Below are 26144 nucleotides of genomic sequence, written 5' to 3'. Positions count from 1 at the left end.
CGACGGAACCAACCGGACGCATGGTCCTCGTTCGCGTGCAGTGCCCCTACGACGGCTGCGACGGGATGGGCGAGTTCGAGACCGACCCGGAGGGCGAGGTCATCGCCCGCGAGAAGGGCCACGTCGAACTGAATACGCTCCAGAAGGTGGGAAAGCAACTGTTCTCGGGGACCATCGTCAAGGAGGAGCACCTGCAGTGTCCCGTCGACGACGACCACCGGTACACCGTCCTCGTCGAACTCTAGCTTCGGTGCTCGTCCAGCGCCTCGTCGACGGTCAACTCGCCGGCGGCGACGCGGCGGGCGAGGTCCTCGTCTATCTCGCGGTTGTCCGCCGAGCGCTGGCGTGACCGGCGCTTGATGGCGGTCAGTTCGCCCGCCGTCGGCTCGACGTCGCGCTCCTCGACGACCTCGCCGGAGAGCCGCGCGATGTTCACCGCTGCGAGCACGTCGCCCATCCCGCGCGCGCCGGTACCGAGGTACGGCGTCGTCCCCGTCTCGTCGATCAGTTCGACCGGGACGTCCTCCAGGTTCTCGACTATCTGTGCGCCCTGGAGGCGCGCGCCATCGCCGACGCGGACGACGGGGTCAACGGCGTCGGCCACCTCCGCGCGGACGGTCTCGACGGCGTCCTCCAGCGGGACGTGGAACGCCGCCGTCACGACGTCGCCGGAGAGGACGGCGATGCCCGGACGCGTCCCGGGGTCGACGCCGACGACGGTCCGGCCCTCGCCGCTACGGAGCAGCGCGAGCGCCTCCTCGACGGCGCGGCGCGGGTGCTCGGGGTCGGCGACGACGACGTCGCGGTCGGTCGTCACCTCGTCGTCCGGTGCGGTGACGACCACGCGTGCGCGGTCGGGCACGTCGTCGCCGGGTTCGACGGTGGTGAAGTCGACGCCGCGGTCCCGCAGCTCGTTGACGACCCCGTGGTACAGCTCGAAGTCCTCGGTGGCGACGACGACGGTCACGACGAGACGTAGGAAAGGGGGCTACAAAGCCGCCACGGTCACCGCGAGTGTCGCTGGGCGCGGTCTCCGCGGCGCTCGCCCGGATTTCCGAATTTCGAAACTCGATTTCGCTACTCGTAATCTTTCGTGGAGCTTATTACGATGTACGAACTCGGTGTTGACAACGAGCCATGAGTGAGGAAGCCGAGGACCGCACGATTCTACTCATCGGGAGCGGACCGATACAGATCGGACAGGCCGCGGAGTTCGACTACTCGGGCGCGCAGGCCTGCCGCGCGCTCCAGGAGGAAGGGGCGCGGGTCGTCCTGGTGAACTCGAACCCGGCGACCATCATGACCGACCCGGAGATGGCCGACGAGGTGTACATCGAGCCCATCACCACGGACGCCATCGCCGAGATCATCCGGAAGGAACGTCCAGACGGCGTCATCGCCGGCCTCGGCGGGCAGACGGGGCTGAACGTCACCGCCGAGCTCTCCGAGGAGGGCGTCCTCGACGAGTACGACGTCGACATCATGGGGACGCCGCTGGACACCATCTACGCGACCGAGGACCGCGACCTGTTCCGCCAGCGGATGCGCGACCTCGGCCAGCCCGTCGCGCGCTCGACCACCATCACCCTCGACGAGGACGAGTCGGCGACGGAGATGACCGAAGCCGACCTCCGCGAACGCGTCGAGGCCGCCGTCGACGAGGTGGGCGGCCTGCCGGTCATCGCCCGCACCACCTACACCCTCGGCGGGTCCGGGTCCGGCGTCGTCCACGAGATGGAGGAACTCCTCGACCGCGTCCGCAAGGGCCTGCGCCTCTCGCGCAACGACGAGGTGCTCATCACCGAGTCCATCGCGGGCTGGGTCGAACTGGAGTACGAGGTCATGCGGGACGCCGACGACTCCTGCATCATCATCTGCAACATGGAGAACATCGACCCGATGGGCATCCACACCGGGGAGTCGACGGTCGTCACGCCGTCGCAGGTCATCCCCGACGACGGCCACCAGGAGATGCGCGACGCGGCGCTGAAGGTCATCCGCGACCTCGGCATCCAGGGCGGCTGTAACATCCAGTTCGCCTGGCGCGACGACGGCACGCCCGGCGGCGAGTACCGCGTCGTCGAGGTGAACCCGCGCGTCTCCCGCTCCTCGGCACTGGCGTCGAAGGCGACCGGCTACCCCATCGCCCGCGTCACCGCGAAGGTCGCGCTCGGCAAGCGCCTCCACGAGATCGAGAACGAGATCACCGGCGAGACGACCGCCGCCTTCGAACCAGCCATCGACTACGTGGTCACGAAGGTGCCGCGCTGGCCGAACGAGAAGTTCCCCGAGACGGAGTTCGAACTCGGCACCGCGATGAAGTCGACCGGCGAGGCGATGGCCATCGGCCGCACCTTCGAGGAGAGCCTGCTGAAGGCGCTTCGCTCCTCGGAGTACGACCCCGACGTCGACTGGGCGACCGTGAGCGACGAGGAACTGGAGACGGCGTACCTCGAACGGCCGACGCCGAACCGCCCGTACGCGATGTTCGAGGCGTTCGACCGCGGCTACACCGTCGAGGAGGTCGTCGACCTCACCGGCATCGAGGAGTGGTACGTCGAGCGCTACCAGAACGTCGCCGAGGCCGCGGAGGCCGCTGCCGAGGGCGAGTTCGGAGCCGCCGCCGAAACCGGGTTCACGAACCGGGAGGTCGCCGCGATGGCCGGCGCCGAGGGCGGCGAGACGCCGATAGCGTCCCACAGCACGGGCGCTGCGGACGGCGACCTCGTCGGCGACGTGGAGGCGAGCGCGCCCGACCGCTCGTTCAAGCAGGTCGACACCTGTGCGGGCGAGTTCGCCGCCTCGACGCCGTACTACTACTCCGCGCGCTCGGCGCTGGAGACCGATTTCGGCGGGCGCGACGAACTCCGCGTGAACACGGACGTCGAGAGCGTCGTCATCGTCGGCGGCGGCCCCATCCGCATCGGACAGGGCGTCGAGTTCGACTACTGCACCGTCCACGCGGTGCGCGCCCTGCGCGACATGGGCATCGAGACCCACGTCGTGAACAACAACCCCGAGACGGTGTCGACGGACTACGACACCAGCGACGGCCTGTTCTTCGAGCCCATCACCGCCGAGGAGGTCGCCGACGTCGTCGAGGCGACGAACGCCGACGGCGTGATGGTCCAGTTCGGCGGCCAGACCTCCGTCGACATCGGCCACCCGCTGGAGACCGAACTCGACCGGCGCGGCCTCGACTGCGAGATCCTCGGCACGACCGTCGACGCGATGGACCTCGCGGAGGACCGCGACCGCTTCAACCGCCTGATGGACGACCTCGGCATCGAACAGCCCGAAGGCGGCAGCGCGACCAGCGAGGCGGAGGCGCTCGAACTGGCCCACGACATCGGCTACCCCGTGCTCGTGCGCCCCTCCTACGTCCTCGGCGGGCGCGCGATGGACGTCGTCCACGACGACGACGAGCTCTGCCAGTACATCGAGGAGGCCGTCCGCGTCTCCCCGGACAAGCCCATCCTCGTGGACGAGTTCCTGGCGGACGCCGTCGAACTCGACGTCGACGCCGTGAGCGACGGCGAGCGCGCCGTCGTCGGCGGCGTGATGGAGCACGTCGAGAGCGCCGGCATCCACTCCGGCGACTCGGCCTGCGTCATCCCGCCGCGCGGCCTGACCGACGACGAACTCGCCCGGGTGCGCGAGGTGACCGAGGACATCGCGACCGCGCTCGACACCGTCGGCCTCCTGAACGTTCAACTGGCCGTCAAGGACGGCGACGTGTACGTCCTCGAGGCGAACCCCCGCTCGTCGCGCACCGTCCCGTTCGTCTCGAAGGCGACCGGCGTCCCCATCGCCAAGCTCGCGGCGAAGGTGATGGCCGGCGAGTCGCTCGACGACCTCGACGTCGACGAGCAGGTGCCCGAACAGTTCAGCGTCAAGGAGGTCGTGCTGCCGTTCGACCGCCTGCCGGACAGCGACCCGCGTCTCGGCCCCGAGATGAAGTCCACCGGCGAGGTGATGGGCACCGCCGAGACGTTCGGCAAGGCCTACGAGAAGGCCCAGTCGGCCGCCGACAACCCGCTCCCCGAGGGCGGCGTCGCCGCCGTCGAACTCCCCGTCGACGGCTTCAGCGAGTACTACGAGGTCCGCGAGTTCGACGACACCGCCGAGGCGGTGAAGAACGGCGACCTCGACCTGCTGGTCAGCGACGACCCGGACGCCCTTCGGATGGCCATCGAGGAGGAACTGCCGTACTACTCGACCGTTCCCTCCTCCGAGGCCGCACTGGAGGCGCTCGCCGCGCGCGACGAGCCGCTCGCCGTCGAGTCGGTCGACGACCGGCCGAAGAACGACGAGCGGTGGGGCTAGCGGACTAGCGGACTTCTCGGCTTCTTCCTCGCTCGCACCGCGACGCGCCAGCGACGCCGCTCACCGTCGCGACGGACGCGGTGAACTGCTCGACGACGCACGAGCGGTCACAGCACCGTGACGAGCGCGCCGCCGACGAGGAACGCCGCGAGCCCGTACCAGGGTTCGCGGCGCAGCGTCGTCTGGGCTGCCGGCAGTTCGCCGCGTGCGCCCAGGCCGAGCGCGAGCGCGACGAAGACGACGCCGCCACCGACGGCGACGGTCTCGTACCCGACGACGCGAGCGTACCCCGCGAGAACGCCCACGACGACGCCGATGATCGCTGCGTGGACCTCCGTGTACGTCAGCGCGTTGGAGCTGCTGAAGACGGACTTTCCCATGGTCGTCGTTCGGAGCGCGCCTTTATCTTTGTTTTGCTGGCGAGAAATAATCGGGGCGAGACGGCGAGGGACCGAGAAGGTTCGCGGGGACCGGCCGGACGGTTCAGACGGCGTCGTCGCCGCCCTCGATGCCGGCGTCGGTGATGCGGAACTGTGCGCGCTCGCCGGCCGGCTTCGAGCGGTGTTTCTCCAGGGTGGCCCGGCGCTTGCCGCCGCGGAAGCGGTCCACGCGGAGCACGACGCCGGTCCAGTGTTCGAGGGTGTGGCCGCCGAGCGGGCGGGTCCCGTCGGAGTCGGGGTCGGTGTACACCTGGTTCGTGAGCACGACGGCGATGTCGTGCTTGCGGGCGAGCGAGAGCAGGTGGGTCACCTCGCTGGCGACCTTCCGGAGCGACTCGCCGCCGGACTCGTCGGCGGCGCGTTCGAGGCGGTAGAACCCGGTCGCGCTGTCGAGGACGACGAGGTCGGCGCGCTCGGCGAACTCCGAGACGTCGCGGACCGCCTCCTCCTGCTCCTCGAAGTCGTACGCCTCCTTGATGATGATGCGGGAGGCGACGTCGTCGACGTCCTCGGCCCGCGCGTCGGCGACCTGTTCGAACCGCTCGACGGACAGCCCCTCAGTGTCGATGTACACCACGGTGCCGCCCTCGCTCGCCGCCTCGACGGCGGCGCCGAGCGCGACGTTCGTCTTGCCCGCGGCGGGCGGGCCGTACACCTGCGTGACGGTCCCGCGCTCGAAGCCGCCACCGAGCAGGTCGTCGATGGGCCGGCACCCGGTCGAAATCTTCTCGGCGTCAGTCACGGGCGACTCTTGGAACCTCCGGGGCAAAAGCCTCCGGATTCGCCCCGACGACGCTTGAATCCCGGGACGGCGGCCGTGGCAGGGCCGTCATCGGCCCGGCGAGGGCAGGGGGCGTCGGCCGCGAGGCATTTACTCCCGGGCGTCGTCGCCACGGGCCATGACCGACATCGAACGGATCCTCGTGGCGGGCGCCAGCGGCGGCACCGGCAGCGAGATACTCGACCTGCTCGCCGACGCGGACCTGGAGGTGCGGGCGCTGACCCACTCGCCCGAGAAGGAGCGCGACCTCAACGAACGGGGTGCCGACGAGGTCGTCGTCGGTGACCTCCTCGACCGAGACGACGCCGCGCGCGCCGTCGCCGGCTGCGACGCCGTCCTCTGCGCGGTCGGGACCCAGTCCGCGCGGCGGATGCTCGTCGGCGACCTCGTGGACGGCGAGGGCGTCGAGAACCTGGTCAACGCCGCCGTCGCCGCCGACGTTGAGCGGTTCGTCATGGAGAGTTCGCTCGGCGTCGGCGACTCCCGCGAGCAGATGCCGACGCCGTTCCGACTGGTCATCCGGCGCGTGCTCCAGGCGAAAAACAGGGCTGAGGCCGCGCTCCGCACGTCCGGAGTCTCACACACGATACTCCGTCCCGGCGGACTGACCGACGCACCGCCGACGGGCGACGTGCTCGTCGGCGAGGGCGGCGCGACCGTCTCGGGCTCCATCCCTCGGGCGGACGTGGCGCGGCTGATGGTCGCCGCGCCGTTCACGCCCGAGAGCGAGAACCGCACCTTCGAGGTGGTGAGCCGCGACGGCCTGCGCGGACGGGCGCGCGGCCTCGTCGAACTCGACTGGCGTTCGCCGACCGAGACGTCCATCGCGGTCGAGGAGTCGAACGGCGAGTCGCCAGCGGAGTCAGCAGGCGAGACGGCGGGGGAGTGACGAGCGAAACCGCTGGGAGAGCGGTAGAAATCGGCTGGTGAGGGGGACTAGCTAGTCCGCGGAGACGAGTCGTCGACGGGGGCCGGTCATGTCGAGGACGTCGTCGAAGAAGTCGAGGGTGTCGTGCGGGCCGGGGTTGGCCTCGGGGTGGTACTGGCGCGTGATGACGTCGAGTTCGTCGCTCTCCAGTCCTTCGGCGGTGTCGTCGTTGACGTTGACCTGCGTGACGTCGAGTTCGCCGGTGTCGGCGACGGTGTACCCGTGATTCTGGGTCGTCATGACGACCCGGTTCGTCTCCAGGTCGCGGACGGGCTGGTTGACGCCACGGTGGCCGAAGTCCATCTTCTCGGTGGTGCCGCCGAGCGCGCGGGCGATGATCTGCTGGCCGAGACAGATGCCCGCCAGCGGGACGTCGCCGGCGTAGGTCTCGACCAGCGCCTGGGTCGCTTCGAAATTCGCAGGGTCGCCGGGGCCGTTCGAAACGAACAGGAGGTCGGGGTCGACCTCCTCGATGTCGGCGGGCGTGGCGTCGTGGGGCAGGACGTGCACGGTCGCGTCGCGGTCGACCAGCGACTCGACGATGCTGCCCTTCGCGCCGCAGTCGACGAGCGCCACGTCGGCGCCGTCGGCGTCGGCGTTGTGGACCTCGGGTTCTGCGACGCTGACCTGCGCGCCGATGTTCTCGTGGTCGCTCATGCCCGGACACGCCTCCAGTTCGGCGAGCGCGTCCTCGGGCGTGGCGTCGGGGCCGGCGGCGATACCGCACTTCATCGCCCCTTCCTCGCGGATGCCGCCGACGAGGTCGCGCGTGTCGAGGTGGTCCACGGCGGGGACGTCCTCCTCGTCGAGCCACTCGGCGACGTCGTCGGTCAGCTCGCGCGCGACGACCGCGGTGGGATGCACGCGGTCGCTCTCGAAGCGCTCCTCTCGGACGCCGTAGTTGCCGATGAGGGGGTACGAGAACGTGAGTACCTGCTCCTCGTAGGAGGGGTCCGTCAGGCTCTCCTCGTAGCCCGTGTACGCTGTAGTGAATACCAGTTCTCCACGGCCTGTACCCGGAGCACGACAGCGCGCTTCGACGACGCGGCCGCCCTCCAGTGCGACGTAGGCACCAGCCATTACGAGATTCATATGAAAGCCGGCATCATAAACCTTGCTTTCGAAGCGATGTTACGATATTCGTAACAGCCAAGTTCCACCGGCCGCAACCACCGGCATGGACGCACTCGACCGTCAGATACTGGATCTCCTGCGACGCGACGCCAGGATGCCCTACACCGAGATCGCCGACGAGGTCGGCACCTCGGAGGGGACGGTCCGGAACCGCGTCGAACGGATGACCGAGGACGGCGTCATCGAGCGGTTTACCGTCGCCACCCGGACCGGCAACGTGAAGGCGATGATCGAGATCGGCGTGGACGTCGCCGTGAACACGACGACGATGTCCGACCGGCTCGCCGAGTGGGAGCAGGTCGACTTCGTCTGGCAGGTCTCCGGCGAGGACGACATCGTGCTCGTCGTCGACGCCGCCGACACCCAGGGCGTCAACGAACTCATCACGCGCGCCCGGGAGCTGGACGAGGTCATCGAGACGAAGACGCGACTCATCCTCGACGAGCGGCGCGGCTAGGCGACGACCTTCGTAGAAGAAGTTCGAATCTCGAAAGAGGGGACGAACCCCGGAGGAAGCGCCGTCAGTACAGCAGATCGGGGTCGTTGTCGATGACGTAGAAGAAGTTCGAATCTCGAAAGAGGGGACGAACCCCGGAGGAAGCGCCGTCAGTACAGCAGATCGGGGTCGTTGTCGATGAGGTACAGCGTGCGCGCGGCGACGTTGACGGCGTGGTCGCCGACGCGCTCGATGTCGCGGACGGTCAGCAACAGCTTCGTCACCTCGGTGAACAGCCACTCCGTCGTCGGGTCGTCGTCGGTGGACGTGAGGTGGCGGACGACGAGTTCGCCGACGCGCTCACAGAGGGCGTCGAGTTCGTCGTCGCGGTCGGCCACCGCGACGCAGGCGTCGGCGTCCTCCTCGGCGTAGGCCGCCAGCGCGTCCTCGACCATCTCGACGGCGAGTTCGCCGATCTGGAGCAGGTCGACGTCGGGGACGAGTTCGTGGTCCCGCGCGAGCGTGTACGAGCCGACGTTGACCGCCAGGTCCGCGATGCGTTCGAGGTCGGTGAGGATCTTGAACGACGCGGCGACGAACCGCAGGTCGCCGGCGAGCGGCTGCTGGAGCGCGAACAGATCGATGCAGTCGCTCTCGAGGTCGAGGTACAGTTCGTTGATCTCGTCGTCGCCGTCGACCACCTCGCGGGCCAGCGCCGCGTCGCGCTCCTCCAGCGCCATCAGCGCCGTCTCCAGGCGCTCGACGACGACGTCGCCCATCTCGACGACGTCCGCGCGCAGCGCCGCCAGCTCGTCGTCGAAGCCGTCCCGGACCATCTATCCGAACTTGCCGGTGATGTAGTCCTCGACGCGCTGGCTGTTGGGGTCCTCGAAGATCTGTTCGGTCTCGCCGTACTCCGCGAGTTCGCCGCCGGTGAGGAACACCGCCGTCTGGTCGCTGATGCGGGCCGCCTGCTGCATGTTGTGCGTGACGACGACCACCGTGTAGTCCTCCGCGAGTTCCTGGATGAGTTCCTCGATCTTGGCGGTGGCGATGGGGTCGAGCGCGCTCGCGGGCTCGTCCATGAGGATGACCTCGGGGTCGACGGCGAGACAGCGGCCGATGCAGAGCCGCTGTTGCTGGCCGCCCGACAGCCCGAGTGCGTTGTCGTCGAGGCGGTCGTTGACCTCCTCCCAGAGCGCCGCCTGCTTCAGCGACCGCTCGACCAGTTCGTCTTCCTTCTCGTCGGTGCTGCGGCCGAGCAGCGACGCCAACAGCCCGCTGTCGAGGTCGCCGTGCTTGCGCGGGCCGTAGGTGATGTTGTCGCGGATCGACTTCGGGAACGGGTTCGGCGACTGGAACACCATGCCGACGCGCTTGCGCAACTCGACGAGGTTGGCGTTCTCCTGGTAGATCTCCTCGCCGTCGATCTCCACCGACCCGTCGACGCGCGCGCTCTTGATCCGGTCGTTCATCCGGTTGAGACACCGCAGGTACGTCGACTTCCCGCAGCCGGACGGCCCGATGAGCGCGGTGACGCTCTCCTCGGGGATGTCCATCGAGACGCTCTGGAGCGCGTGGTCGTCGCCGTAGTGGACGTCGAGGTCTTCGACGGAGATCTTCGGCTCGCCCGCGAACGCGTAGTCGGTCCACTCCTCGCGGATCTCCTCCGCGCTCTCGCCGCTGGTGGTCTGTGACGGTTCCGTACTCGCCGTGGATGGTTGTGCGTTGCTCATTGCTGTAGTTTCCTCCGGAAGTAGATGCGCATCGAGATGCCGACCGCGTAGAACGACAGCACGACTATCAGCAGCATCAGCGCGGTCCCCCACGCGTGTGCCGTCTCGCCCTGCGTGATGTTCGAGTACACCTCGTAGGGGAGCGCGTTGATCGACTGGAGCAGTGCGGTGTTCTCGACGAACGGAGCGCCCGTCGTGAACTGGAACGACCCGAGCACCTCCGGTGCCGGGACGTTGTTGATGGTCGCGACCAGCATGATGGGTGCCGTCTCGCCCGCGATGCGACCGACGCCGAGGATGCTGCCGGTGATGATGCCCGGCATCGCCGCCGGCAGTACGACGCTCTTGATGGTCTCCCACTTGGTGACTCCGAGGGCCGCGCTCGCGTCGCGGTACTCGTCGGGCACCGTCTTGATGGCCTCGTAGCTGGTGATGAGCACCAGCGGCAGCATCATGAACCCGAGCACGAGCTGGCCGGCGAGCAGCGTGGACTGGTTGCCGAGCCGCGGCACCAGGAACGCGTAGCCGAACAGGCCGTAGACGATGCTCGGCGTGCTCCAGAGGCCGTTGGTCGCGATCTCGACGGCACTGGTGAACGCCTCGTTCGCGGAGTACTCGGTGAGGAACACCGCGGCACCGACGCCCAGCGGGACGGAGAACACGACCGCGCCGAGCACCAGCCAGAAGGTGCCGGCGATGGCCGGCGCGACGCCGTTGACCGTCTCCTCGCCGAGCGTCTCGCCCGTCATGGTGAACGGCCAGTGGAACCAGACGCCGGGTGCCTCCAGGATGACGTACTCGTCGAGGACCGGCATGTGGAACCAGAACATCGGCTCCGTGAACAGCCCGAACTTGACCTTCTGCGTGAGCGGTCCCCAGCCGTTCTTCAGGACCTGGCCGATGAGCAGCAGGAGGACGGCCAGCATGGCGACCGCGGTCATCCCGATGAGCAGGTAGGCGCCGGTCTGGCGGCCGCGCGTGCCGAAGCCCTCGTGGGCCTTCGCCGCACCCCACGCACTCACGAGGCCGACGAAGACCACGAGCAGGGGCACGACGACGTCGCCGCCGAACGTCGCCGAGAAGTCGTTCGGCGACCACGTCCACCCGGGCGTGAACACGCCGCCGAGGACGAGCAGGCCGACGAGCGCCGAGAGCGCGCCGGTCGGGAGCGTCGACCCGACGTCCTCGCGCGGGAGGACCGTCACCGCCGCGACGCCGAATCCGGCGAGCAGCGCGACGACGACCCAGCCGACGAGTCCGAGGCCGAACGTCTGCGAGGCGACGAGCCCGCCGGCGGCGAGGCCGACGAGACCGAACAGCGCACCGGTGAGGAGCCCGGCGGAGTCGCTCGGCGTCGTCTCGGCCATGCCGGCGGCGGAGACGGCGCCGAGCGCGACGATGCCCAGTCCGTTCAGCGTCAGCGCGACGCCGAACAGGTCGAAGAGGGCGACGCCGAACAGCGTCCCCGTCGCGGTCGTCCACTGGAACAGCGTCGTCCAGCCGAGTATCATCGAGAGGAGGCTGAGGCCGACGAGACCGGCCGCAGCCTGTTCCATCGACGACGATTCGTCCTCGACCAGTACCGCGTTCTCGTAGCTCATTCTTTCCCACCCAGCTTGCGCTTCATGCGACGTTCGATGAGTTGCGACGCCACGCTCAGGACGAGGACGGTGACGAACAGCACGACGCCGGCGGCGAACAGTGCCGACAGCTGCGTGGGCGTCGCGTTCCCGTACTGGCTGGCGATGAGCGTCGTCAGCGTCTCGGTGTTACCGAAGACGTCGTACAGCGGGTCCGGGAGCTTCTGCGAGTGGCCGATGATGACCGTCGCGGCCATCGTCTCGCCCATCGCGCGGCCGACGCCGAGCAGGACGGCGGCGGAGATGCCGGAGAACGACGCCGGGATGGTGACGGTCTTGATGGTCTGCCAGTCGGTCGCGCCGAGCGCGAGCGCCCCGCTCTTCATCGGTTCGGGGACGCTGGAGATGGCGTCCTCGGCGACCGAGACCACCGTCGGGAGCGCCATCGCGCCGATGACGGTCCCGACCAGGAACAGGCTCCCGAACGTCGGGGTCTGGAACTCCTCGAACACGTACGAGTTGAGGATGGTGTACCCGAGCAGCCCGTACACGATGGAGGGGATGCCGGCGAGCGTCTCGACGCTCGGTTTGAGTATCTCCCGCGCCCACGGGGGTGCGATCTCGCTGATGAACACCGCGCCGGCGACGCCGACGGGGGCGGCGATGAGCATCGCGATGAACGTCGTCACCAGCGTGCCCCAGATCATCGGCACGAGCGAGTAGAGGTCGCTCGTCGGGTCCCAGAGGTCCGGGTTGCTGGAGCTCGCTCCGGCGACGTCGGTCTTCAACACGAGGTCCAGCCCCATCAGTTCGAACACCGGGAGCGCCCGCGAGATGAGATAGACGATGATGAGTCCGAGAACGAGGATCGTCGACACCGTCATCAGGAACATCAGGAGCTTCGCCGTCGTCTCCTGGTCGGTCACCCAGCCGTAGGCGACCGCGGCGAAAAACAGGAGCGTGGGGAACGCGAGCAGTCCGGGGCTGGCGAGGAACGACGTGACCATCGCCAGGACGGCGAAGACGACGACGGCGCTCGTCGCCTTCGTTCGGCGGTCGGTGTTCTCGACGAAACCGCCGAAGCCGCTCGCCTGAAGTACGTTGCTCAGCATGTCACCGCTCTGGGTCGGGGAGTTTGTCGATCTGGTTCTTCTGGCGTTCTTTCGTGAGCTTCGAGTAGCCCTCCGGTTCGACGAAGTTCTGCTGTCCGTAGTCCGAGAGTATCAGTCGCAGGAAGGCCGCCTCCTTCTTCGAGGTACCCTCCCACGTGTAGCAGTGGAGGTCGCGCGACAGTGGATAGTCCTCGTCGGCCAGGTTCTCGCCCGGGACGTACTCGGTGCCGTCGAACGACAGCGCGATCGTCTCGACGTCGCCGCCGACGAACGCCAGGGCCATGTAGGCGATGGCGTTGTCGGACTTCTCGACCAGCGACTTCACCTTCTGATTCTGTCCCTTGCGGACGTCGAGGCCGGGCATCGGTGCCTTCGAGTCGCCCAGCAGGTTCGACCGGAACGCGGTGTCGGTGCCGGAACCCTCGGCGCGGCCGACCGCCTGGATCGCCCTGTCGGGGCCGCTGTAGGAGTCGATCTCCGACCAGCTCGTTATCTGGCCCTCGTAGATCTTCCGCACCTGCTCGGCGGTGAGCTTCGTGACGCCGGCGTCGTAGATCTCCTTGCTGACGACGATGGGCTGGGCGTCCACGCCGACGACGTGGTTCGCGAACTTCTCCAGCGTCGACTCGTCGGCTTCCGGGAGTTCGGCCGACACCGGCGCGCTGGCGTTGGCGATGTCCGTCTGGCCGTTCTTCAGCTTCTTGATGCCGGTGCCGGAGTGGCTGAGGCCGACGGTCACGTCGAACGGAGCACCGGACCCGTCGTCGAAACCGTACAGGCCACCCCAGTACTCCGCGAGGTTCTCGTCGGTCTGGATGCCGTACTCGCTCGGCTGCCAGTAATCCTCGTCGCCGGCCGGTCGGTTCGCCTTCCAGACGGACGCGGCACCGCTGACGATGGGGTACACCGTCGAGGAGCCGCCGGCGCTGAGTGGTCGAACGCTGTTCCCCCCGTCGCTCGTGTCGTCGTTTCCGGACCCGTCGGAGTCCGACCCCGCGTCACCCGGCGGGGTCGAGTTCGTACTGAGACAGCCCGCGAGCGACGCCGCCGCCGCCCCGCTCGCCAGTAGCACTTTCCGACGGTCTAGAGGACTATCACGCATCGTTCCCGATTTGCCGAAGAATGAGTAAATACCCTTCTATTATATCTATATAGACGTACGTAGTCATGCATATCGGGATGGATAGACGGCGGGACACCCGGTGAAAGTCCCGTAATCTAACGCACCGTACGGCAGGGAAGCTAAAGTAATCGACAGTATATCCTGAATTCTCTCCAAACATCGCTTGATTTTCCGGGCCCCAACGTGTCCGTTCTCGCCGATATATAGATACAGGTACTTTTATAGTCCAACGTTCACGAACCTCGGCCATGGAAACCCGGAAGGTGCAGGTGACGGGCGGGTCCACGTACACGGTCTCGATTCCCAAGTCCTGGGCGAACGAGAACGGTATCGAAGCGGGAAGCAGGGTCGAGTTCCACCCCGAGGGCGACTCGATGCTACTGTCGCCGCGCACGGCCGACGACACCATCGAGGGGTCGTTCGACATCACGGGACTGGAGGGGGCCAACCTCACCCGGACCGTCTTCACGCTGTACGTGAGCGGCTTCGACGTCATCAGCCTCGAGACGCCGCGCGTGAGTGCCGACCAGCGCCGCACCATCCGCGACGCCACGCAGGGACTCGTCGGCCTGGAAGTCATCGAGGAGACCGGCGACCGGGTCGTCCTCCAGGACCTGCTCGACTCCTCGGAGCTGTCCATCCACAACGCCGTCACGCGCATCCGGCTCGTCGCTCTGACGATGCTGGAGGACGCGCTGACCGCGCTCAAGGAGGACGACGACGACCTCGCCAACGACGTCATCGAGCGCGACGACGACGTCGACCGCCTCTGGTTCATGGTCTCGCGCGTGTTCCGCTCGGCGCTGCGGAACCCCAGCGCCGCCATCGACATCGGCGTCCCGCGCGAGACGTGTTTCGACTTCCACTCCAGCGCCCGTCAGCTGGAGCGCATCGCCGACCACGCGGCCAAGATCGCCCACATCGCGCTGGACCTCGACGAGGTGCCCGAGGAGGCCTGCGACGCGCTGGACGAACTCCACGCTGACGCCACCGAGGTCGTCGACATGGCGATGGACGCGCTGTTCGAGGACGACGGCGACGAGGCGACCGAGCTCGCCAACGACGCTCGCGAACGGGTGCGCGAACTCGACCGCCAGAACCGCCACGTCAGCGACGTCGTCCGGGAACTCGACGCCGAGCAGGCCCAGCTCCTCCGGCTCGTCGTCGACTCCCTCTCCCGCTGCGCCGACTACGGCGGCAACATCGCCGAGACCGCGATGCAGAAGGCGGCACCGCACCCCTGAGTCGGCCAGGACGCCCTCCCGGCCCTTTTCCGGCACCCGCCGTTTCTCCGACCGGCCGTAGTCGCGTCTGCTCCCGATAGAGTCGTCGACAGCGTGACCACGGAACGGGACAGCAGTCGCTCGTCGGCGTGTAGAACGGTTCGGCACGCCCGAACGGGCGCGGCGGAGAACCAGTTACTCCTCGACGGCGACGGCGTTGACCTGACCGGTCTGGCCGGGACGCGACGTGACGCGGGCGCGGCCCTCGCTCGTCTCGATGACGGCGCCCTTGGTGATGATGTTCCGGCGGGCGTAGTTGGGGTTCGCGTCGTTCTCGACGACGTCCTCGATGGTGGCGCTGACCGTCTCGCCGTCGTCGGTGACGTTGACCACGTTCGTCGTGAGCGCACGGGTCTTCTCCGTGTTGCCGCGCGCGTCGATGGTGCGGAAGTCGGGGTCGCCGACCTGCGTCTCCGTCGGCTCGCGACCGAGCTCGTGCTTTTTCTTCTTGTGGAGCGGCTTCAGTCGGCCGCCGGTCCGCTTGCGCGTGGAGCCTCCCTGGTCTTTCATGTACGGCAGGTCGTGTACGTCGTACTTCAATGACTCGATTCGGGCGGCCGACATCGGCAGATTTAGGCCGCCGCGGGCGGGACGGCGGGACGATGAGCCTGCGGATAGCGGTCGCAGCACCGTTCCGACAGACCGGCAGCGAGCGGATGAGCGAGAGCGAGTACGTCGTCGCGCTGTCGCTGGACCGCGACTGGTTCTCGCCGGACCAGGCCAAGCGCCTCGTCGACGTCGCGACGAGCCAGGGGCTGCTCGCGCGCGAGGACGGCGACCTCGTCGCCGAGTTCGACCCGAGCGACGTGTCGGTCCCCGAGGAGTTCGTCCCGGACGAGAGCCTGCTCCGCGAGCAGTCGACGTTCGAGAAGGTCCTCGACCAGGTCGTCTCCGCGGGCACCGACAAGCAGACCGCAGTCGCCGAAGTCAACGAACTCCAGCAGGAACTCGGGCTGACCGTGGAGGCCGCCGCGGTCGTCTACGCCCGCCGGCGCGACCTCGACGTGCACGAGGAGGCGACGGCCGCGCTCGACGAACTGAAGGCCGACGAGTGACCGCCGGCGGCACCGCCGTTCTCCGTGCGGGTCCGACCGCGAGACGGGAGGCCTAAGCGCCGGCCGCGCCAACGCCCGGTATGGTCGAGGACCGAATCACGGACGGCACGCGCATCGCCGAACTCCTTGCGTCCGAACTCGACGGCCGGGAGGACCCACCACTGGACCGCCTCGCCGTCGTGAACGCCGACGACGACGTGGAGCCGACCGTCGACGGCGCGCTGGCGTACGAGATAGCACTGCGAGGCGAAGACGGCACCGGCGGGGAGAGCGACGACGACGGGAGCGAGGAGATTCTCGGCAGCGTCCACGTCCACCCTGACCGGGCGCACGTCGAGTTCGCGACGGGCGTCGACGCCGTCGAGGAAGCCGCGAGCGACGCCGGCCTGCGCGTCCGGCCGAAGGCGGTGACGCCGCCACGGGTGCTCGTGTTCGTCGAGAGCGGTGCAGAGGTCAAACGCGTCGTGCCGGCCGTCGCCGCCGCGGTCGAAGCAGAGTTCTAGTCGTCGCTCGTCATCTCGACTTCGCCGTCCACGGGATGGTCGGGCGTCGCGGCGTCGGCCACGTCGGAGAGGCCGAGCTGGTACTCGCGGCCGGGGTCGCGCAGTTCGGTGCGGCCGCGGTGGACCGCGACGTCGCCGTTGAGGTGCAATCGGACCGCTTCCAGCAGCGCGTCGGCCTCCAGGGGCTGGCCGCGCTCCCGGATGTCGTCGACGCTCGCGCCGTCCGGGACGTCGAACGCGCGCTGGGTGACGATGGGGCCCTGGTCGAGGTCGGTCGTGACGTAGTGGGCGGTGACGCCCGCGACGCGGACGCCGGCCTCCTTCGCCTGCCGGTAGGCCTTCGCGCCGGGGAACGCCGGCAGGAGACTGGGGTGGATGTTGACGATGCGCCCCTCGTAGCGGAAGACCACCTTCGGGCTGAGGATGCGCATGAACCGCGCGAGGACGACGAGGTCGGTGTCGTAGTCGTCCAGCAGTTCGAGCAAGCGCTCCTCGTCGTGGCTGCCGTCCTCGTCGCCGACGTCGTGGAACGGGATGCCGTGACGCTCGGCCAGCGGCCGGAGGTCGTCGTGGTTGCCGATGACGACGCCGATCTCCGCGTCGAGTTCGCCCGCCTCCCGCGCGTCGAGGAGTCGCTGCAGGCAGTGGGACTCCCGGGTGACCAGCACCGCGAGCTGGCGGGCGTCGCGGTCCGCGGGGAACCGGACCCGGACGTCGACGCCGAGGTCGTCCCCGAGTTCCGCCAGTTCGCGCCGGAGGCGGTGCTCGCTGGCGTCGGCGTTGGTCGCGTCGACGTGCATCGTCATCCGGAACAGTCCGTCGCGGACCGCCTGGTCGACGTCCTCGATGTTGACGCCGTGCTCGAAGAGCAGGGTGGTGACGCGAGCGATCAGTCCGGTGTCGTCCTCGCCGACGACGGTTATCTCGGTCAGGTCGCGGGCTGTCATCGTTCCACCGGCCGCTGTCGGGGGCCTACCATGTACCGTCGGGGATGACCGCGTCCGGAGATAAGCGTTCGGTCAGGCGCAACACTCCCCGGCCGTATCCACGTTCGTGGATAACGCAGTCGTTCCAAAAGAGCTTTTGAGCATGGACGACCACCAACGGATGATGACTGCCTACACCGCGACGGTGACCGTCCGACTCAAGTCGGGGGTCCTCGACCCCGAGGCAGAGACCACCCGGCGGGCGCTGGAGCGCCTCGGCTTCGAACTGGAGGCGCTGCGCTCGGCCGACGAGTTCGAGATCGACCTCGACGCGGCCGACGCCGAGGCGGCTGCCGAGCGCGCCGACGAGATGGCCGAGCGACTGCTCGCCAACCCGACCATCCACGACTACGCCGTCGACGTCGAACAGAAATGACAGTTGCAATCGTCCAGTTCGGCGGCAGCAACTGCGACCGCGACGCCGAGCGCGCACTCGACCACCTCGGCGTGGACGCCGAGATCGTCTGGCACGAGGACGGCCTGCCGGACGACGTCTCCGGCGTGATGCTCCCCGGCGGGTTCTCCTACGGCGACTACCTCCGCGCGGGCGCCATCGCCGCCAACTCCCCCGTGATGGCCGAGATCCGCGACGCCGTCGAGTCGGGCGTCCCGCTGCTGGGCGTCTGCAACGGCGCACAGGTCGGCTGCGAGTCTGGGCTGACCCCGGGCGCGTTCACCACAAACCGGAGCGCCCGCTTCCAGTGCGAACCCGTCCACCTCCGGGTCGAGAACGCCGACACGCCGTGGACCGAGGCCTACGACGAGGGCGAGGTCGTCGAGGTCCCCATCGCGCACGGCGAGGGCCGGTTCGAGATAACCGACGAGAAGCTGACGGAACTGGAGACGGAGGACCGCATCCTCTTCCGCTACTGCGACGAGGACGGCAACGTCACCGACGCGGCGAACCCCAACGGGTCGAAGGGCAACGTCGCGGGTATCCTCGGCGAGACGGAGGACGTCGCGGTGATGATGCCCCACCCCGAGCGCGCGTCGCTGCCCGACATCGGGAACACCGACGGCCAGGGCGTGCTGGCGGCGTTCGAGTAACTCGGCGCTCGCTCTCGTTTTTCGCAGAAAATATCGGACGACGGCGAGCGGTCGCCGTCGCGGTTCGTTCCCGCCGTCGTTCGCGTTACAGTTCTCCCAGCTTCCGGAGGAGCTGGCCCTCGTACTCGCGGTCGCTCTCGAGGCCTTTCAGTTCGAGGACGTTGCGTTCGAGGGTGTCGCGGGCGACGCTGAACGCCTGCTCGGCGCCGTATCCCTCGCCGGAGCCGGCGACCTGGCCGCGGTTCGTCCGGAGGCGGATCTTCGCCTGGATGAGCGGCGTGCCCCGGAGCTTCTCCTTGTGCTCGTGGAAGCGGACGTGGGCGTGGCGCACCTGCATCTTCTGGTACTTGTCGGTGATCTCCTCGATGCTCTCGCGGATGTGCTGGCGGGAGATGGTGTCCAGCAGGCTGACGTTGGTGATCTGGACGTCCATGTGGTCCTCCTCGGTGAACGTCAGCGCGCGGAGCACGTCCGTCTTGGTGATGACGCCGCCGACGACGCGGTCGTCGTCCTCGGGCGTCACGACGAGGCCGGCGTAGTCCTCCTCCAGCATGCGACGGACGGCGTCCTCGACGGTGTCGGACAGGGACGTCGTCGAGGCGGGCGACGTCATCACGTCGTAGACCGGCAGGTCGAGCATCCGGTCGTTGTCGCCGGTTCGTTCGCCTTCCGTCGACTTCTCGACGTTGCGGGTGACGAAATCGACGACGTCGTGGGTCGTGACGACGCCGGTGAGGAAGCCGTCGTCGTCGACGACGGGCAGTCGCGAGATGCCGTGCTCTCGCATCAGGTTGATGACGCGGCCGAGCGTCGCGCTCTCGGGCACCGAGATGGGGTCCTCGGTGTATATTTGCTCGACGGTGAGCGCGTCGAGGTTGTCGAGGACGCCATCGAGGATCATGTCCTCGTCGACGATGCCCCAGAGAGTGCCGTCGTCCTCGAAGACAGGTGCGACCTTGGTCCCGCCCTCGACGAGTTCGCGGGCGACGTCACGGACGTCTGCGTCGCGACCGATCTTCGGCGCGGGCTTGGTGAGCGTCGACACCTTCGTGTGGTCCTCGATGTGAGACTGCAGGAGCTGTTTCTGCGTGATGACACCTTCGTAGTCGCCGGCCTCGGTGACGATGATGCCTTTCGGATTATGTTCCTCGAACGTCGAACGGGCCTTTCCAAGACGTTCCTCGGCCTCGATCTCGTAGTAGTCCGTGGTCGCAATGGTAGAGATATCCATCTTCGTTTTGAACGAGGCGCTCCTCGCTCTTGAACTTTGTCGCAATTCCCGCATTTCTGGAGACTTTTGCCGTCCCGCCGCGTACGTTCCGCCGTGCCGTCTACCATCGCTAGCCTTCCGCCCGACATCGCCGGTCTGCTCCCCGACGTCGGCGCGTGGTTCGGTCCGTACACGTATCTCGCCTCCGAGATAGCGTTCGGGGGCGTCGCGCTGGCGCTGCTGATCCGCGCCGACGCCGTCGAGCGCGCCGGCAAGACCATTCTCGTCCTCTACCCGGTCGCCTACGTCTGGGACTGGTACACGCTCGCCATCGGCGTGTTCGCCATACGGCTCCGGACCGGCGTGGAACTGCTCGGCATCCCCGTCGAGGAGCACCTGTTCATGATAGTCGTCCCCGCGCTCGTCGTCGGCGTCCACGAGAACCTCCACCGGGGGGAGTGAGACGAACCGGACCACGTCGACCGACCCCGGAAGAACACACCGGCCCCGGACGCCACCGAGCTCACCCATCCGGCACGAACAGGACGGAGGATGCGGTCGCACTCGACCCGGAACCGCCCACGGTCCAGACCGGCGTTTTCGAACGGTAAGGAGCCGTTACCGCGAGACGGCGCGGCGGTACGACGGGGCTGCGGTTTCCGGTAATGGTAAGTTTCCGACCGGTAAATGGTGAATAACAAAGGCTAAACCCGGTAATGTTCGAATCCATGCTGGGTTACGAGCTTGGGGTGGCATAGTAATGAGTACTATCGGCGACTCCTCCGGTGCAGGCAGCGACGATCACGACGAAACAGACGGGGAGAAGTCCGGGATGGCCGAGCACGTCTCCGACATTCTCGACTCCGACGGAGCACCCGATTCGGAAGCCGAGCTCCTCTCGCGGGACATGGTGTTCGACGTTCTGAAGAACCAGCGCCGTCGGTACGCGCTCCACTATCTGAAGAGCGTCGACGGTACGGTCCAGTTGAGCGACCTCGCCGAGCAGGTGGCGGCGTGGGAGAACGACACGACCGTCGACGCGATCTCGGCCGCCGAACGAAAACGAGTCTACACTGCTCTCTACCAGTCCCATCTACCGAAACTGGACGACGCAGGCATCGTGGACTACAACCAGAACCGTGGCATCGTGGAGCTGTCGACCGCGGCCGAACAGATCGACCCCTACCTCGAGATGGACGCCCGCGACGACATCACCTGGTGCCGCCGCTACCTGGCGCTTGCTGGCGTCGGGGTCGCGGCCATCGTCGCGGCGGCCCTCGGGGTGCCCCCGTTCAACGGACTGGCCGGTCTCCTCCTCGCGGGCATCCTCGCCGCCGGGTTCACGCTGATCGCCATCGCGCACACGGTGGAAGCACGGAACGCGCCGGGGATGGGCGCACAGACGCCCGACCTCGAGGACCGCTAGGCGCGACTCCACGGTGACTTCTGGCAGTTCTCGGGGCTCGACGGACGCGACACGTTACAGAGGAACGAGTTTAGGACCACGTTCCGTTCCGTCACCGGATGGACGAATCCGCGCTCCGGGGCCGGCTCGACCGGATCGAGCGACGGCAGCGACTCGTGCCCGTCCTGCTCGTGGTCCCGTACCTCGTCGGCATCGCCGAACTGATCGGCGTCTGGGTCGCCGGCGTACTCTACGTCGCGGCCAGTCTCGTCGTCCTCGTGATAGTCGTCGTCCGCCGGAGGCGCGAGAGGAACACGGCTGGACAGTAGCCGTTCCGTCGAGCGCAGTTGACGCAAGGGTCGAATCACGGCAGCACGGATGGCTCGCCGTGTAGTTCGCGGAAGGAAAGTGGGTTTGGGCAGATTTGAACTGCGCCGAGACGTTCCTGCTCACTTCGTTCGCGGGCGTTCGTCTCGTCTAGTTCAAACTGCCAAACGACAGATTCGTGCCTCACGAGTTCGTTCGGCACAGAACGAGTGGGTTTGGGCAGATTTGAACTGCCGGCCTCCTCCATGTCAAGGAGGTGTCATAACCAACTAGACCACAAACCCAGTCGGCTTCTCGAACGCATCTCATCGTTGGCGGCAGGGATAATTGAAGGTTTCGGAATCGACCGCAGGCTGTTGGTTCGATGGCGTTTCTCCACCCAGCAGATTTAAGTCAGTGTACTATGTTGTTCATTGTAACCCGAAACAGTACACTGGTGTTCCAGCATGAAGGCTCACATCGAACGCGTGGCGGACGGACAGGACCTCACCCTCGGCGAAGCGCAGGACGCGGCCAGCGAGGTGTTCGAGGGCGCGACCGACGCCCAGATCGGGGCGCTGCTCTCCGCCCTGCGCTCGAAGGGCGAGACGGAGACAGAGATTGCCGGATTCGCCCGGGGGATGCGCGCGGCAGCGCGGACCATCGACCCCGACCGCGAACCGCTCGTCGACACCTGCGGCACGGGCGGCGACGACTACGACACCATCAACGTGTCCACGACGGCCGCCATCGTCGCCAGCGGCGCGGGCGTCCCCGTCGCGAAGCACGGCAACTACTCCGTCTCCTCCTCGTCGGGCAGCGCCGACGTGCTGGAGGAGGTCGGGGTCACCATCGACGCCGAACCGCCCGCCGTCGAACGCGCCATCGAGGAGCAGGGTATCGGCTTCATGCTCGCAACCGTGTTCCACCCCGCGATGAAGGCCGTCATCGGCCCGCGCCAGGAGCTGGGGATGCGGACCGTGTTCAACGTGCTCGGCCCGCTGACGAACCCGGCCGGCGCGGACGCGCAGGTCGTCGGCGTCTACGACCCCGACCTCGTCCCCGTGCTCGCGCGCTCGCTGGCGAAGATGGACGTCGGGCGCGCGCTGGTCGTCCACGGCGACGGCATGGACGAGATCGCCGTCCACGGCGAGACGACCGTCGCCGAGGTCGACGGCGAGTCGGTCGAGGAGTACCGGCTCGAGCCGGAGGACCTGGGCGTCGACCGCCACGACGTCACGGCGGTCGCCGGCGGCACGCCCGAGGCGAACGCCGCGGACCTGCGCGGCATCGTCGAGGGCGACGTCCGCGGGGCGAAGCGCGACATCGTCGTCGCCAACGCCGGGGCCGCCGTCTACGTCGCCGGCGAGGCGACGTCGCTCCGGGACGGCGTCGAGCGCGCAGAGCAGGCCATCGACGACGGCGACGCCGCCGAGCAGCTCGCGGCGATGACGCGGACGGTGTCCGCATGACGCGGGTGAAGGTCTGCGGTATCACCAGCGAGCGCGACCTCCAGGCGGCCGTCGACGCGGGTGCCGACGCGGTCGGCCTGCTGGTAGACGTCCCCGTCGACTCGCCGCGCGAGATATCGCCCGGGCGGGCCGCCGACCTCGCCGGGAGCGTCCCGCCGTTCGTCACGACGGTGCTCGTCACGATGCCCGACGACCCCGGTCGCGTCGTCGAACTCGCGCGGTCGGTCGACCCCGACGCGGTGCAGGTCCACGGCACCGGCCGCGGCGACCTCGCGTTCCTCGCCTCGACCCTGGACGCCGACCTCGTCCGGGCCGTCGACGCCACGTCGGAGCGTCCGGCGGACTACGACGGCGTCGCGGACGCGCTGTTGCTCGACGCGGCCGCTACCGGCGGCACGGGCGAGACCCACGACTGGGAGCGCGCGGGCGACCTCGTCGACGGTCTGGACTCGCCGGTCGTGCTCGCCGGCGGCCTGGACCCCGCGAACGTGGCCGAGGCGGTCCACGCCGTCGACCCCTTCGCGGTCGACGTGGCGACCGGCGTCGAGGCCACGGGTGGCGAGAAGGACGCCGACGCCGTCCGGTCGTTCGTCGCGAACGCACGGCGGGCCAGACGCATCGTCAGTCCATGATCGACCGCGAGACGTTCGTCGAGCGGGCGGCGGGTCGAGACGAACCGGTCGTCGTCCACGTCGCGACCGACCTCGACGTGGACGTGGACCCGCTCGCGGCGTACGCCGCGCTCGGCGACGACGAGTACGACTTCCTGCTGGAGAGCGCCGAGAAGGTCGCTTCCAGCGACCCGAACGGGGCGTTCGCCCCGACCGCGGACGACCGCCACGCCCGCCACTCCTTCGTCGGCGTCGACTCCGCGGCGGTCGTCACGGTCGACCCCGACGGGACCCGCGTCGAGGCGCTGGGCGACGACCGGTACGCGGAGTTGCTGCGACCACAGGGGGACGACGCCGACGCTGATGCTGACGTCCTCGACCGACTCCGCGGCGCGCTGCCGGACCTGCCGCGGCGCGGGTTCGACGACGCGGGACCGCTCCCCGGCGGCCTCGTCGGCTTCCTCGCCTACGACGCGGTCTACGACCTCTGGCTCGACGAGCGCGGCGTCGAGCGACCCGAATCGCGGTTCCCGGACGCACAGTTCGTCCTGAGCACGACGACGGTCGTCTTCGACCACGTCGCCGACGGGGTCTCCCTGTCGCTCACCCCGGTCGTCTGGCCCGACGACGACCCCGGGGCGGTGTACGACGAACTGCTCGCGGACGTCGGACGCGTGCGCGAAGGACTCGAACGAAGTGCGGCCGAACCGCTGGAGACCGACGGGTTCGTCCCCGCCGACGAGCACGCCGGACCGCGCGAGGCGTACGAGGACGCGGTCAGGCGCGCGAAAGAGCACGTCGCGGCGGGCGACATCTACCAGGGCGTCGTCTCGCGCGAGCGACGCCTCGACGGCGACGTCGACCCCCTGGGGCTGTACGACGCCCTGCGCGAGGTGAACCCCTCGCCGTACATGTACCTCCTGGGGTACGGCGACCGGACAGTCGTCGGCGCGAGTCCGGAGACGCTCGTCTCGGTCCGCGACGACGAGGTGGTCGCCAACCCCATCGCCGGCACCTGCGAGCGCGGCGCGAGTCCGATGGAGGACCGCAAACTCGCGGGCGAACTGCTGGCGGACGAGAAGGAGCGCGCCGAACACGCGATGCTCGTCGACCTCGCGCGCAACGACGTGCGTCGCGTCAGCGAACCCGGTAGCGTCCGCGTCCCCGAGTTCATGAACGTCCTGAAGTACAGCCACGTCCAGCACATCGAGAGCACGGTGACCGGAACGCTCGCGGACGCCGACGGGAACGGTGAGAACGGCCCCGACGCCTTCGACGCGACGCGGGCCGCCTTCCCCGCCGGGACGCTCTCGGGCGCGCCGAAGATACGCGCGATGGAGATCATCGACGACCTCGAACGGACGCCCCGGGGCGTCTACGGCGGCGGCGTCGGCTACTACTCCTGGACCGGCGACGCCGACGTCGCCATCGTCATCCGGACCGCGACGGTCGAGTCCGGGGACGCACACCCCGACGCGGACGCCGACGGAGAACGCGCGGACGACGCTCCGGACCGCATCACCGTCCGGGCCGGCGCGGGCGTCGTCGCCGACAGCGACCCGGCCGCCGAGTTCGCGGAGACCGAGCAGAAGATGGACGGCGTGCTCGCGGCGCTGGAGCGCATCGAGCGGGTCCCGGAAGAGGCCAGCGACGACCCGACCCCAGAACCGACGGAGGTGTCGCGATGACGCGGGTCACGTTCGTCGACAACTTCGACTCGTTCACGTACAACCTCGTCGAGTACGTCAGCGAACGCGCCGAGACCACGGTTCTCAAGAACACGGCCTCGCTGGCCGACGTGCGCGACACCGACCCGGACGCCGTGGTCGTCAGCCCCGGCCCGGGCCACCCGAAGAACGAGCGCGACGTCGGCGTCACCCTCGACGTCTTCCGCGAACTCGCCACCGAGGTGCCGACGTTCGGCGTCTGTCTCGGTCTGGAGGCGGCGGTGTACGCCTACGGCGGGACGGTCGGTCGCGCGCCGGAGCCGGTCCACGGCAAGGCGTTCCCCGTCGACCACGACGGCCGGGGCGTCTTCGCCGGCATCGAGCAGGGGTTCCGCGCCGGTCGATACCACTCGCTGGTGGCGACCGAGGTGCCGGACTGCTTCGCGGTGACCGCGACGACGACGCACGCGGTCGGCGACGACACGACCGAGGGAAGTACGGGCGGGGAGCACGACGGGGGTGCCGCCGGCGAGGAGGAACTCGTGATGGGCGTCCGCCACCGCGAACACCCCATCGAGTGCGTGCAGTTCCACCCCGAGAGCGTGCTGACCGCGCACGGACGCGACGTCGTCGCGAACTTCGTCGACGGCGTGGAGGCGGGGACGGTCCGCGACGGTGCGACGCCGACGACCCGTTGAGCGCGCCGGTCAGCCGACCAGAACGCCGAAGCCGTACAGCGCGACGGTGACGGCTAGCGCGAGCATGACGAGTTTCCACGCGACGTTGAGGACGAGACGACCGACGAGCAACAGCACCGCGAGCAGGGCGAGTGCGGCCAGCGCGGTCGTGGTGTTCAGCGCCAGGAGCGGTGAAAGCATGTCGAGACAGTCGACCTGCTGCGGGGTAAACGTACCGGCGGGAGAGAATCTGACGCGGGACCCTGACTGCGGGACGCAGCGGTGTCAATCGGTCGTTACAGGCGGTAATTCACCGTTGTCGAACA

Annotated in this window: 29 protein-coding genes and 1 tRNA gene; 16 read left to right on the top strand and 14 right to left on the bottom strand. The window is 68.4% G+C overall.

Going from position 1 to position 26144, the window contains the following annotated elements; translation table 11 throughout:
- Nucleotides 1–20 precede the first annotated feature (20 nt).
- Nucleotides 21–245, top strand: coding sequence for a hypothetical protein (locus NKT36_RS10735; protein ID WP_327051041.1), 225 nt, complete (start codon nt 21–23; stop codon nt 243–245).
- Here NKT36_RS10735 and NKT36_RS10730 read toward each other — a convergent pair.
- Complete coding sequence (locus NKT36_RS10730) at nt 242–967, bottom strand: hypothetical protein (RefSeq protein WP_327051039.1); 726 nt, start codon at nt 965–967, stop codon at nt 242–244. The two genes, NKT36_RS10735 and NKT36_RS10730, sit on opposite strands and share 4 nt — an antisense overlap.
- Before the next feature lie 170 nt (nt 968–1137).
- Here NKT36_RS10730 and carB point away from each other — a divergent pair, with 170 nt between their 5' ends.
- On the top strand, nt 1138–4326 hold the full coding sequence (carB, locus tag NKT36_RS10725; RefSeq protein WP_327051038.1) for a carbamoyl-phosphate synthase large subunit: 3189 nt from the start codon (nt 1138–1140) through the stop codon (nt 4324–4326).
- 107 nt (nt 4327–4433) lie between these two features.
- On the opposite strand, the gene NKT36_RS10720 is transcribed toward carB, so the two are convergent.
- Together NKT36_RS10720 and radB are read right to left on the bottom strand one after the other, a co-directional pair.
- Nucleotides 4434–4706 (bottom strand): hypothetical protein, encoded by a 273-nt coding sequence (locus NKT36_RS10720; protein ID WP_327051037.1) that lies wholly within the window; start codon nt 4704–4706, stop codon nt 4434–4436.
- A 103-nt stretch (nt 4707–4809) separates the two neighbouring features.
- Nucleotides 4810–5508, bottom strand: coding sequence for a DNA repair and recombination protein RadB (gene radB, locus NKT36_RS10715; RefSeq protein ID WP_407652170.1), 699 nt, complete (start codon nt 5506–5508; stop codon nt 4810–4812).
- 157 nt (nt 5509–5665) lie between these two features.
- Between radB and NKT36_RS10710 the strand changes: the two genes are divergently transcribed.
- On the top strand, nt 5666–6436 hold the full coding sequence (locus NKT36_RS10710) for an NAD(P)-binding oxidoreductase (protein WP_327051035.1): 771 nt from the start codon (nt 5666–5668) through the stop codon (nt 6434–6436).
- A 51-nt stretch (nt 6437–6487) separates the two neighbouring features.
- Here the strand turns inward: NKT36_RS10710 and carA are convergent, their stop codons facing one another.
- Nucleotides 6488–7555 carry a glutamine-hydrolyzing carbamoyl-phosphate synthase small subunit gene (gene carA / locus NKT36_RS10705; RefSeq protein ID WP_327051034.1) on the bottom strand — a complete coding sequence of 356 codons (1068 nt, stop codon included), beginning with the start codon at nt 7553–7555 and terminating at the stop codon, nt 6488–6490.
- 97 nt (nt 7556–7652) lie between these two features.
- Between carA and NKT36_RS10700 the strand changes: the two genes are divergently transcribed.
- Complete coding sequence (locus NKT36_RS10700) at nt 7653–8066, top strand: Lrp/AsnC family transcriptional regulator (RefSeq protein WP_327051033.1); 414 nt, start codon at nt 7653–7655, stop codon at nt 8064–8066.
- 149 nt (nt 8067–8215) lie between these two features.
- Here the strand turns inward: NKT36_RS10700 and phoU are convergent, their stop codons facing one another.
- From phoU to NKT36_RS10675, 5 genes are read right to left on the bottom strand one after another with little or no spacing between them, the layout of a single operon-like run.
- A complete protein-coding gene (gene phoU, locus NKT36_RS10695; protein WP_327051032.1) occupies nt 8216–8881 on the bottom strand; it encodes a phosphate signaling complex protein PhoU in 666 nt (221 codons plus the stop codon).
- Nucleotides 8882–9781 (bottom strand): phosphate ABC transporter ATP-binding protein PstB, encoded by a 900-nt coding sequence (gene pstB, locus NKT36_RS10690; protein ID WP_327051031.1) that lies wholly within the window; start codon nt 9779–9781, stop codon nt 8882–8884. It abuts the gene before it with no gap.
- A complete protein-coding gene (gene pstA / locus NKT36_RS10685; protein ID WP_327051030.1) occupies nt 9778–11382 on the bottom strand; it encodes a phosphate ABC transporter permease PstA in 1605 nt (534 codons plus the stop codon). The genes pstB and pstA overlap by 4 nt, the downstream gene beginning before the upstream one ends.
- The gene (gene pstC / locus NKT36_RS10680) at nt 11379–12473 is read right to left on the bottom strand and encodes a phosphate ABC transporter permease subunit PstC (protein WP_327051029.1); all 1095 of its coding nucleotides are present in this window, start codon (nt 12471–12473) and stop codon (nt 11379–11381) included. Before pstC ends, pstA begins: the two co-directional genes overlap by 4 nt.
- 1 nt (nt 12474) lies before the next feature.
- Nucleotides 12475–13575 (bottom strand): PstS family phosphate ABC transporter substrate-binding protein, encoded by a 1101-nt coding sequence (locus tag NKT36_RS10675; protein WP_327051028.1) that lies wholly within the window; start codon nt 13573–13575, stop codon nt 12475–12477.
- Nucleotides 13576–13844: 269 nt separating this feature from the next.
- Here NKT36_RS10675 and NKT36_RS10670 point away from each other — a divergent pair, with 269 nt between their 5' ends.
- Nucleotides 13845–14840 (top strand): phosphate uptake regulator PhoU, encoded by a 996-nt coding sequence (locus tag NKT36_RS10670; RefSeq protein WP_327051027.1) that lies wholly within the window; start codon nt 13845–13847, stop codon nt 14838–14840.
- Between the two features lie 174 nt (nt 14841–15014).
- On the opposite strand, the gene NKT36_RS10665 is transcribed toward NKT36_RS10670, so the two are convergent.
- Nucleotides 15015–15389, bottom strand: a complete 375-nt coding sequence (locus tag NKT36_RS10665; RefSeq protein ID WP_327051026.1) for a 30S ribosomal protein S8e — start codon at nt 15387–15389, stop codon at nt 15015–15017.
- A gap of 92 nt (nt 15390–15481) precedes the next feature.
- Between NKT36_RS10665 and NKT36_RS10660 the strand changes: the two genes are divergently transcribed.
- Nucleotides 15482–15934 (top strand): DUF2240 family protein, encoded by a 453-nt coding sequence (locus NKT36_RS10660; RefSeq protein ID WP_327051025.1) that lies wholly within the window; start codon nt 15482–15484, stop codon nt 15932–15934.
- An 80-nt stretch (nt 15935–16014) separates the two neighbouring features.
- Nucleotides 16015–16437: a hypothetical protein gene (locus NKT36_RS10655; RefSeq protein ID WP_327051024.1), complete on the top strand. Its 423-nt coding sequence runs from the start codon at nt 16015–16017 to the stop codon at nt 16435–16437.
- On the opposite strand, the gene NKT36_RS10650 is transcribed toward NKT36_RS10655, so the two are convergent.
- Complete coding sequence (locus tag NKT36_RS10650; protein WP_327051023.1) at nt 16434–17384, bottom strand: formyltetrahydrofolate deformylase; 951 nt, start codon at nt 17382–17384, stop codon at nt 16434–16436. The genes NKT36_RS10655 and NKT36_RS10650 overlap by 4 nt on opposite strands.
- A 163-nt stretch (nt 17385–17547) precedes the next feature.
- On the opposite strand from NKT36_RS10650, the gene purS reads away from it, so the two are divergent.
- Both purS and purQ read left to right on the top strand, forming a co-directional pair.
- On the top strand, nt 17548–17799 hold the full coding sequence (gene purS / locus NKT36_RS10645; RefSeq protein WP_327053388.1) for a phosphoribosylformylglycinamidine synthase subunit PurS: 252 nt from the start codon (nt 17548–17550) through the stop codon (nt 17797–17799).
- Nucleotides 17796–18470 carry a phosphoribosylformylglycinamidine synthase I gene (gene purQ, locus NKT36_RS10640; RefSeq protein ID WP_327051022.1) on the top strand — a complete coding sequence of 225 codons (675 nt, stop codon included), beginning with the start codon at nt 17796–17798 and terminating at the stop codon, nt 18468–18470. The genes purS and purQ overlap by 4 nt, the downstream gene beginning before the upstream one ends.
- An 85-nt stretch (nt 18471–18555) precedes the next feature.
- On the opposite strand, the gene NKT36_RS10635 is transcribed toward purQ, so the two are convergent.
- Complete coding sequence (locus NKT36_RS10635) at nt 18556–19701, bottom strand: CBS domain-containing protein (RefSeq protein ID WP_327051021.1); 1146 nt, start codon at nt 19699–19701, stop codon at nt 18556–18558.
- 135 nt (nt 19702–19836) lie between these two features.
- On the opposite strand from NKT36_RS10635, the gene NKT36_RS10630 reads away from it, so the two are divergent.
- From NKT36_RS10630 to NKT36_RS10620, 3 genes are all read left to right on the top strand, one after another.
- The gene (locus NKT36_RS10630) at nt 19837–20142 is read left to right on the top strand and encodes a lycopene cyclase domain-containing protein (RefSeq protein WP_327053387.1); all 306 of its coding nucleotides are present in this window, start codon (nt 19837–19839) and stop codon (nt 20140–20142) included.
- 298 nt (nt 20143–20440) lie between these two features.
- Entirely contained in the window at nt 20441–21106 is a 666-nt protein-coding gene (locus tag NKT36_RS10625; protein ID WP_327051020.1) for a DUF7344 domain-containing protein, read from the top strand.
- A gap of 98 nt (nt 21107–21204) precedes the next feature.
- On the top strand, nt 21205–21414 hold the full coding sequence (locus NKT36_RS10620) for a hypothetical protein (protein ID WP_327051019.1): 210 nt from the start codon (nt 21205–21207) through the stop codon (nt 21412–21414).
- A gap of 208 nt (nt 21415–21622) precedes the next feature.
- Here the strand turns inward: NKT36_RS10620 and NKT36_RS10615 are convergent.
- Nucleotides 21623–21696, bottom strand: a tRNA-Val gene (locus NKT36_RS10615).
- A gap of 162 nt (nt 21697–21858) precedes the next feature.
- On the opposite strand from NKT36_RS10615, the gene trpD reads away from it, so the two are divergent.
- The 4 genes from trpD to trpG are packed head-to-tail and all read left to right on the top strand — an operon-like array spanning nt 21859 to nt 25839.
- Nucleotides 21859–22863: an anthranilate phosphoribosyltransferase gene (gene trpD / locus NKT36_RS10610; RefSeq protein WP_327051018.1), complete on the top strand. Its 1005-nt coding sequence runs from the start codon at nt 21859–21861 to the stop codon at nt 22861–22863.
- On the top strand, nt 22860–23495 hold the full coding sequence (locus NKT36_RS10605; protein WP_327051017.1) for a phosphoribosylanthranilate isomerase: 636 nt from the start codon (nt 22860–22862) through the stop codon (nt 23493–23495). Before trpD ends, NKT36_RS10605 begins: the two co-directional genes overlap by 4 nt.
- Complete coding sequence (gene trpE, locus NKT36_RS10600) at nt 23492–25162, top strand: anthranilate synthase component I (protein ID WP_327051016.1); 1671 nt, start codon at nt 23492–23494, stop codon at nt 25160–25162. Before NKT36_RS10605 ends, trpE begins: the two co-directional genes overlap by 4 nt.
- Nucleotides 25159–25839, top strand: a complete 681-nt coding sequence (gene trpG, locus NKT36_RS10595; protein WP_327051015.1) for an anthranilate synthase component II — start codon at nt 25159–25161, stop codon at nt 25837–25839. The genes trpE and trpG overlap by 4 nt, the downstream gene beginning before the upstream one ends.
- 9 nt (nt 25840–25848) lie before the next feature.
- On the opposite strand, the gene NKT36_RS10590 is transcribed toward trpG, so the two are convergent.
- Nucleotides 25849–26019 (bottom strand): hypothetical protein, encoded by a 171-nt coding sequence (locus tag NKT36_RS10590; protein WP_327051014.1) that lies wholly within the window; start codon nt 26017–26019, stop codon nt 25849–25851.
- Between the last annotated feature and the right edge of the window lie 125 nt (nt 26020–26144).

The organism is Halomicrococcus gelatinilyticus (assembly GCA_024227995.1).
Lineage (GTDB): Archaea > Halobacteriota > Halobacteria > Halobacteriales > Haladaptataceae > Halomicrococcus > Halomicrococcus gelatinilyticus.
Note: the sequence above shows the minus strand (reverse complement) of the source record. Positions and strands in the feature narration are given on the sequence as shown.

Coding starts and splice junctions, on each gene's coding strand:
- NKT36_RS10735 (WP_327051041.1), top strand. CDS start 21: ATGGTCCTCGTTCGCGTGCAGTGCCCCTACGACGGCTGCGACGGGATG.
- carB (WP_327051038.1), top strand. CDS start 1,138: ATGAGTGAGGAAGCCGAGGACCGCACGATTCTACTCATCGGGAGCGGA.
- NKT36_RS10720 (WP_327051037.1), bottom strand. CDS start 4,706: ATGGGAAAGTCCGTCTTCAGCAGCTCCAACGCGCTGACGTACACGGAG.
- NKT36_RS10710 (WP_327051035.1), top strand. CDS start 5,666: ATGACCGACATCGAACGGATCCTCGTGGCGGGCGCCAGCGGCGGCACC.
- carA (WP_327051034.1), bottom strand. CDS start 7,555: ATGGCTGGTGCCTACGTCGCACTGGAGGGCGGCCGCGTCGTCGAAGCG.
- NKT36_RS10700 (WP_327051033.1), top strand. CDS start 7,653: ATGGACGCACTCGACCGTCAGATACTGGATCTCCTGCGACGCGACGCC.
- phoU (WP_327051032.1), bottom strand. CDS start 8,881: ATGGTCCGGGACGGCTTCGACGACGAGCTGGCGGCGCTGCGCGCGGAC.
- pstB (WP_327051031.1), bottom strand. CDS start 9,781: ATGAGCAACGCACAACCATCCACGGCGAGTACGGAACCGTCACAGACC.
- pstA (WP_327051030.1), bottom strand. CDS start 11,382: ATGAGCTACGAGAACGCGGTACTGGTCGAGGACGAATCGTCGTCGATG.
- pstC (WP_327051029.1), bottom strand. CDS start 12,473: ATGCTGAGCAACGTACTTCAGGCGAGCGGCTTCGGCGGTTTCGTCGAG.
- NKT36_RS10675 (WP_327051028.1), bottom strand. CDS start 13,575: ATGCGTGATAGTCCTCTAGACCGTCGGAAAGTGCTACTGGCGAGCGGG.
- NKT36_RS10670 (WP_327051027.1), top strand. CDS start 13,845: ATGGAAACCCGGAAGGTGCAGGTGACGGGCGGGTCCACGTACACGGTC.
- NKT36_RS10665 (WP_327051026.1), bottom strand. CDS start 15,389: ATGAAAGACCAGGGAGGCTCCACGCGCAAGCGGACCGGCGGCCGACTG.
- NKT36_RS10660 (WP_327051025.1), top strand. CDS start 15,482: ATGAGCCTGCGGATAGCGGTCGCAGCACCGTTCCGACAGACCGGCAGC.
- NKT36_RS10655 (WP_327051024.1), top strand. CDS start 16,015: ATGGTCGAGGACCGAATCACGGACGGCACGCGCATCGCCGAACTCCTT.
- NKT36_RS10650 (WP_327051023.1), bottom strand. CDS start 17,384: ATGACAGCCCGCGACCTGACCGAGATAACCGTCGTCGGCGAGGACGAC.
- purS (WP_327053388.1), top strand. CDS start 17,548: ATGACTGCCTACACCGCGACGGTGACCGTCCGACTCAAGTCGGGGGTC.
- purQ (WP_327051022.1), top strand. CDS start 17,796: ATGACAGTTGCAATCGTCCAGTTCGGCGGCAGCAACTGCGACCGCGAC.
- NKT36_RS10635 (WP_327051021.1), bottom strand. CDS start 19,701: ATGGATATCTCTACCATTGCGACCACGGACTACTACGAGATCGAGGCC.
- NKT36_RS10625 (WP_327051020.1), top strand. CDS start 20,441: ATGAGTACTATCGGCGACTCCTCCGGTGCAGGCAGCGACGATCACGAC.
- NKT36_RS10620 (WP_327051019.1), top strand. CDS start 21,205: ATGGACGAATCCGCGCTCCGGGGCCGGCTCGACCGGATCGAGCGACGG.
- trpD (WP_327051018.1), top strand. CDS start 21,859: ATGAAGGCTCACATCGAACGCGTGGCGGACGGACAGGACCTCACCCTC.
- NKT36_RS10605 (WP_327051017.1), top strand. CDS start 22,860: ATGACGCGGGTGAAGGTCTGCGGTATCACCAGCGAGCGCGACCTCCAG.
- trpE (WP_327051016.1), top strand. CDS start 23,492: ATGATCGACCGCGAGACGTTCGTCGAGCGGGCGGCGGGTCGAGACGAA.
- trpG (WP_327051015.1), top strand. CDS start 25,159: ATGACGCGGGTCACGTTCGTCGACAACTTCGACTCGTTCACGTACAAC.
- NKT36_RS10590 (WP_327051014.1), bottom strand. CDS start 26,019: ATGCTTTCACCGCTCCTGGCGCTGAACACCACGACCGCGCTGGCCGCA.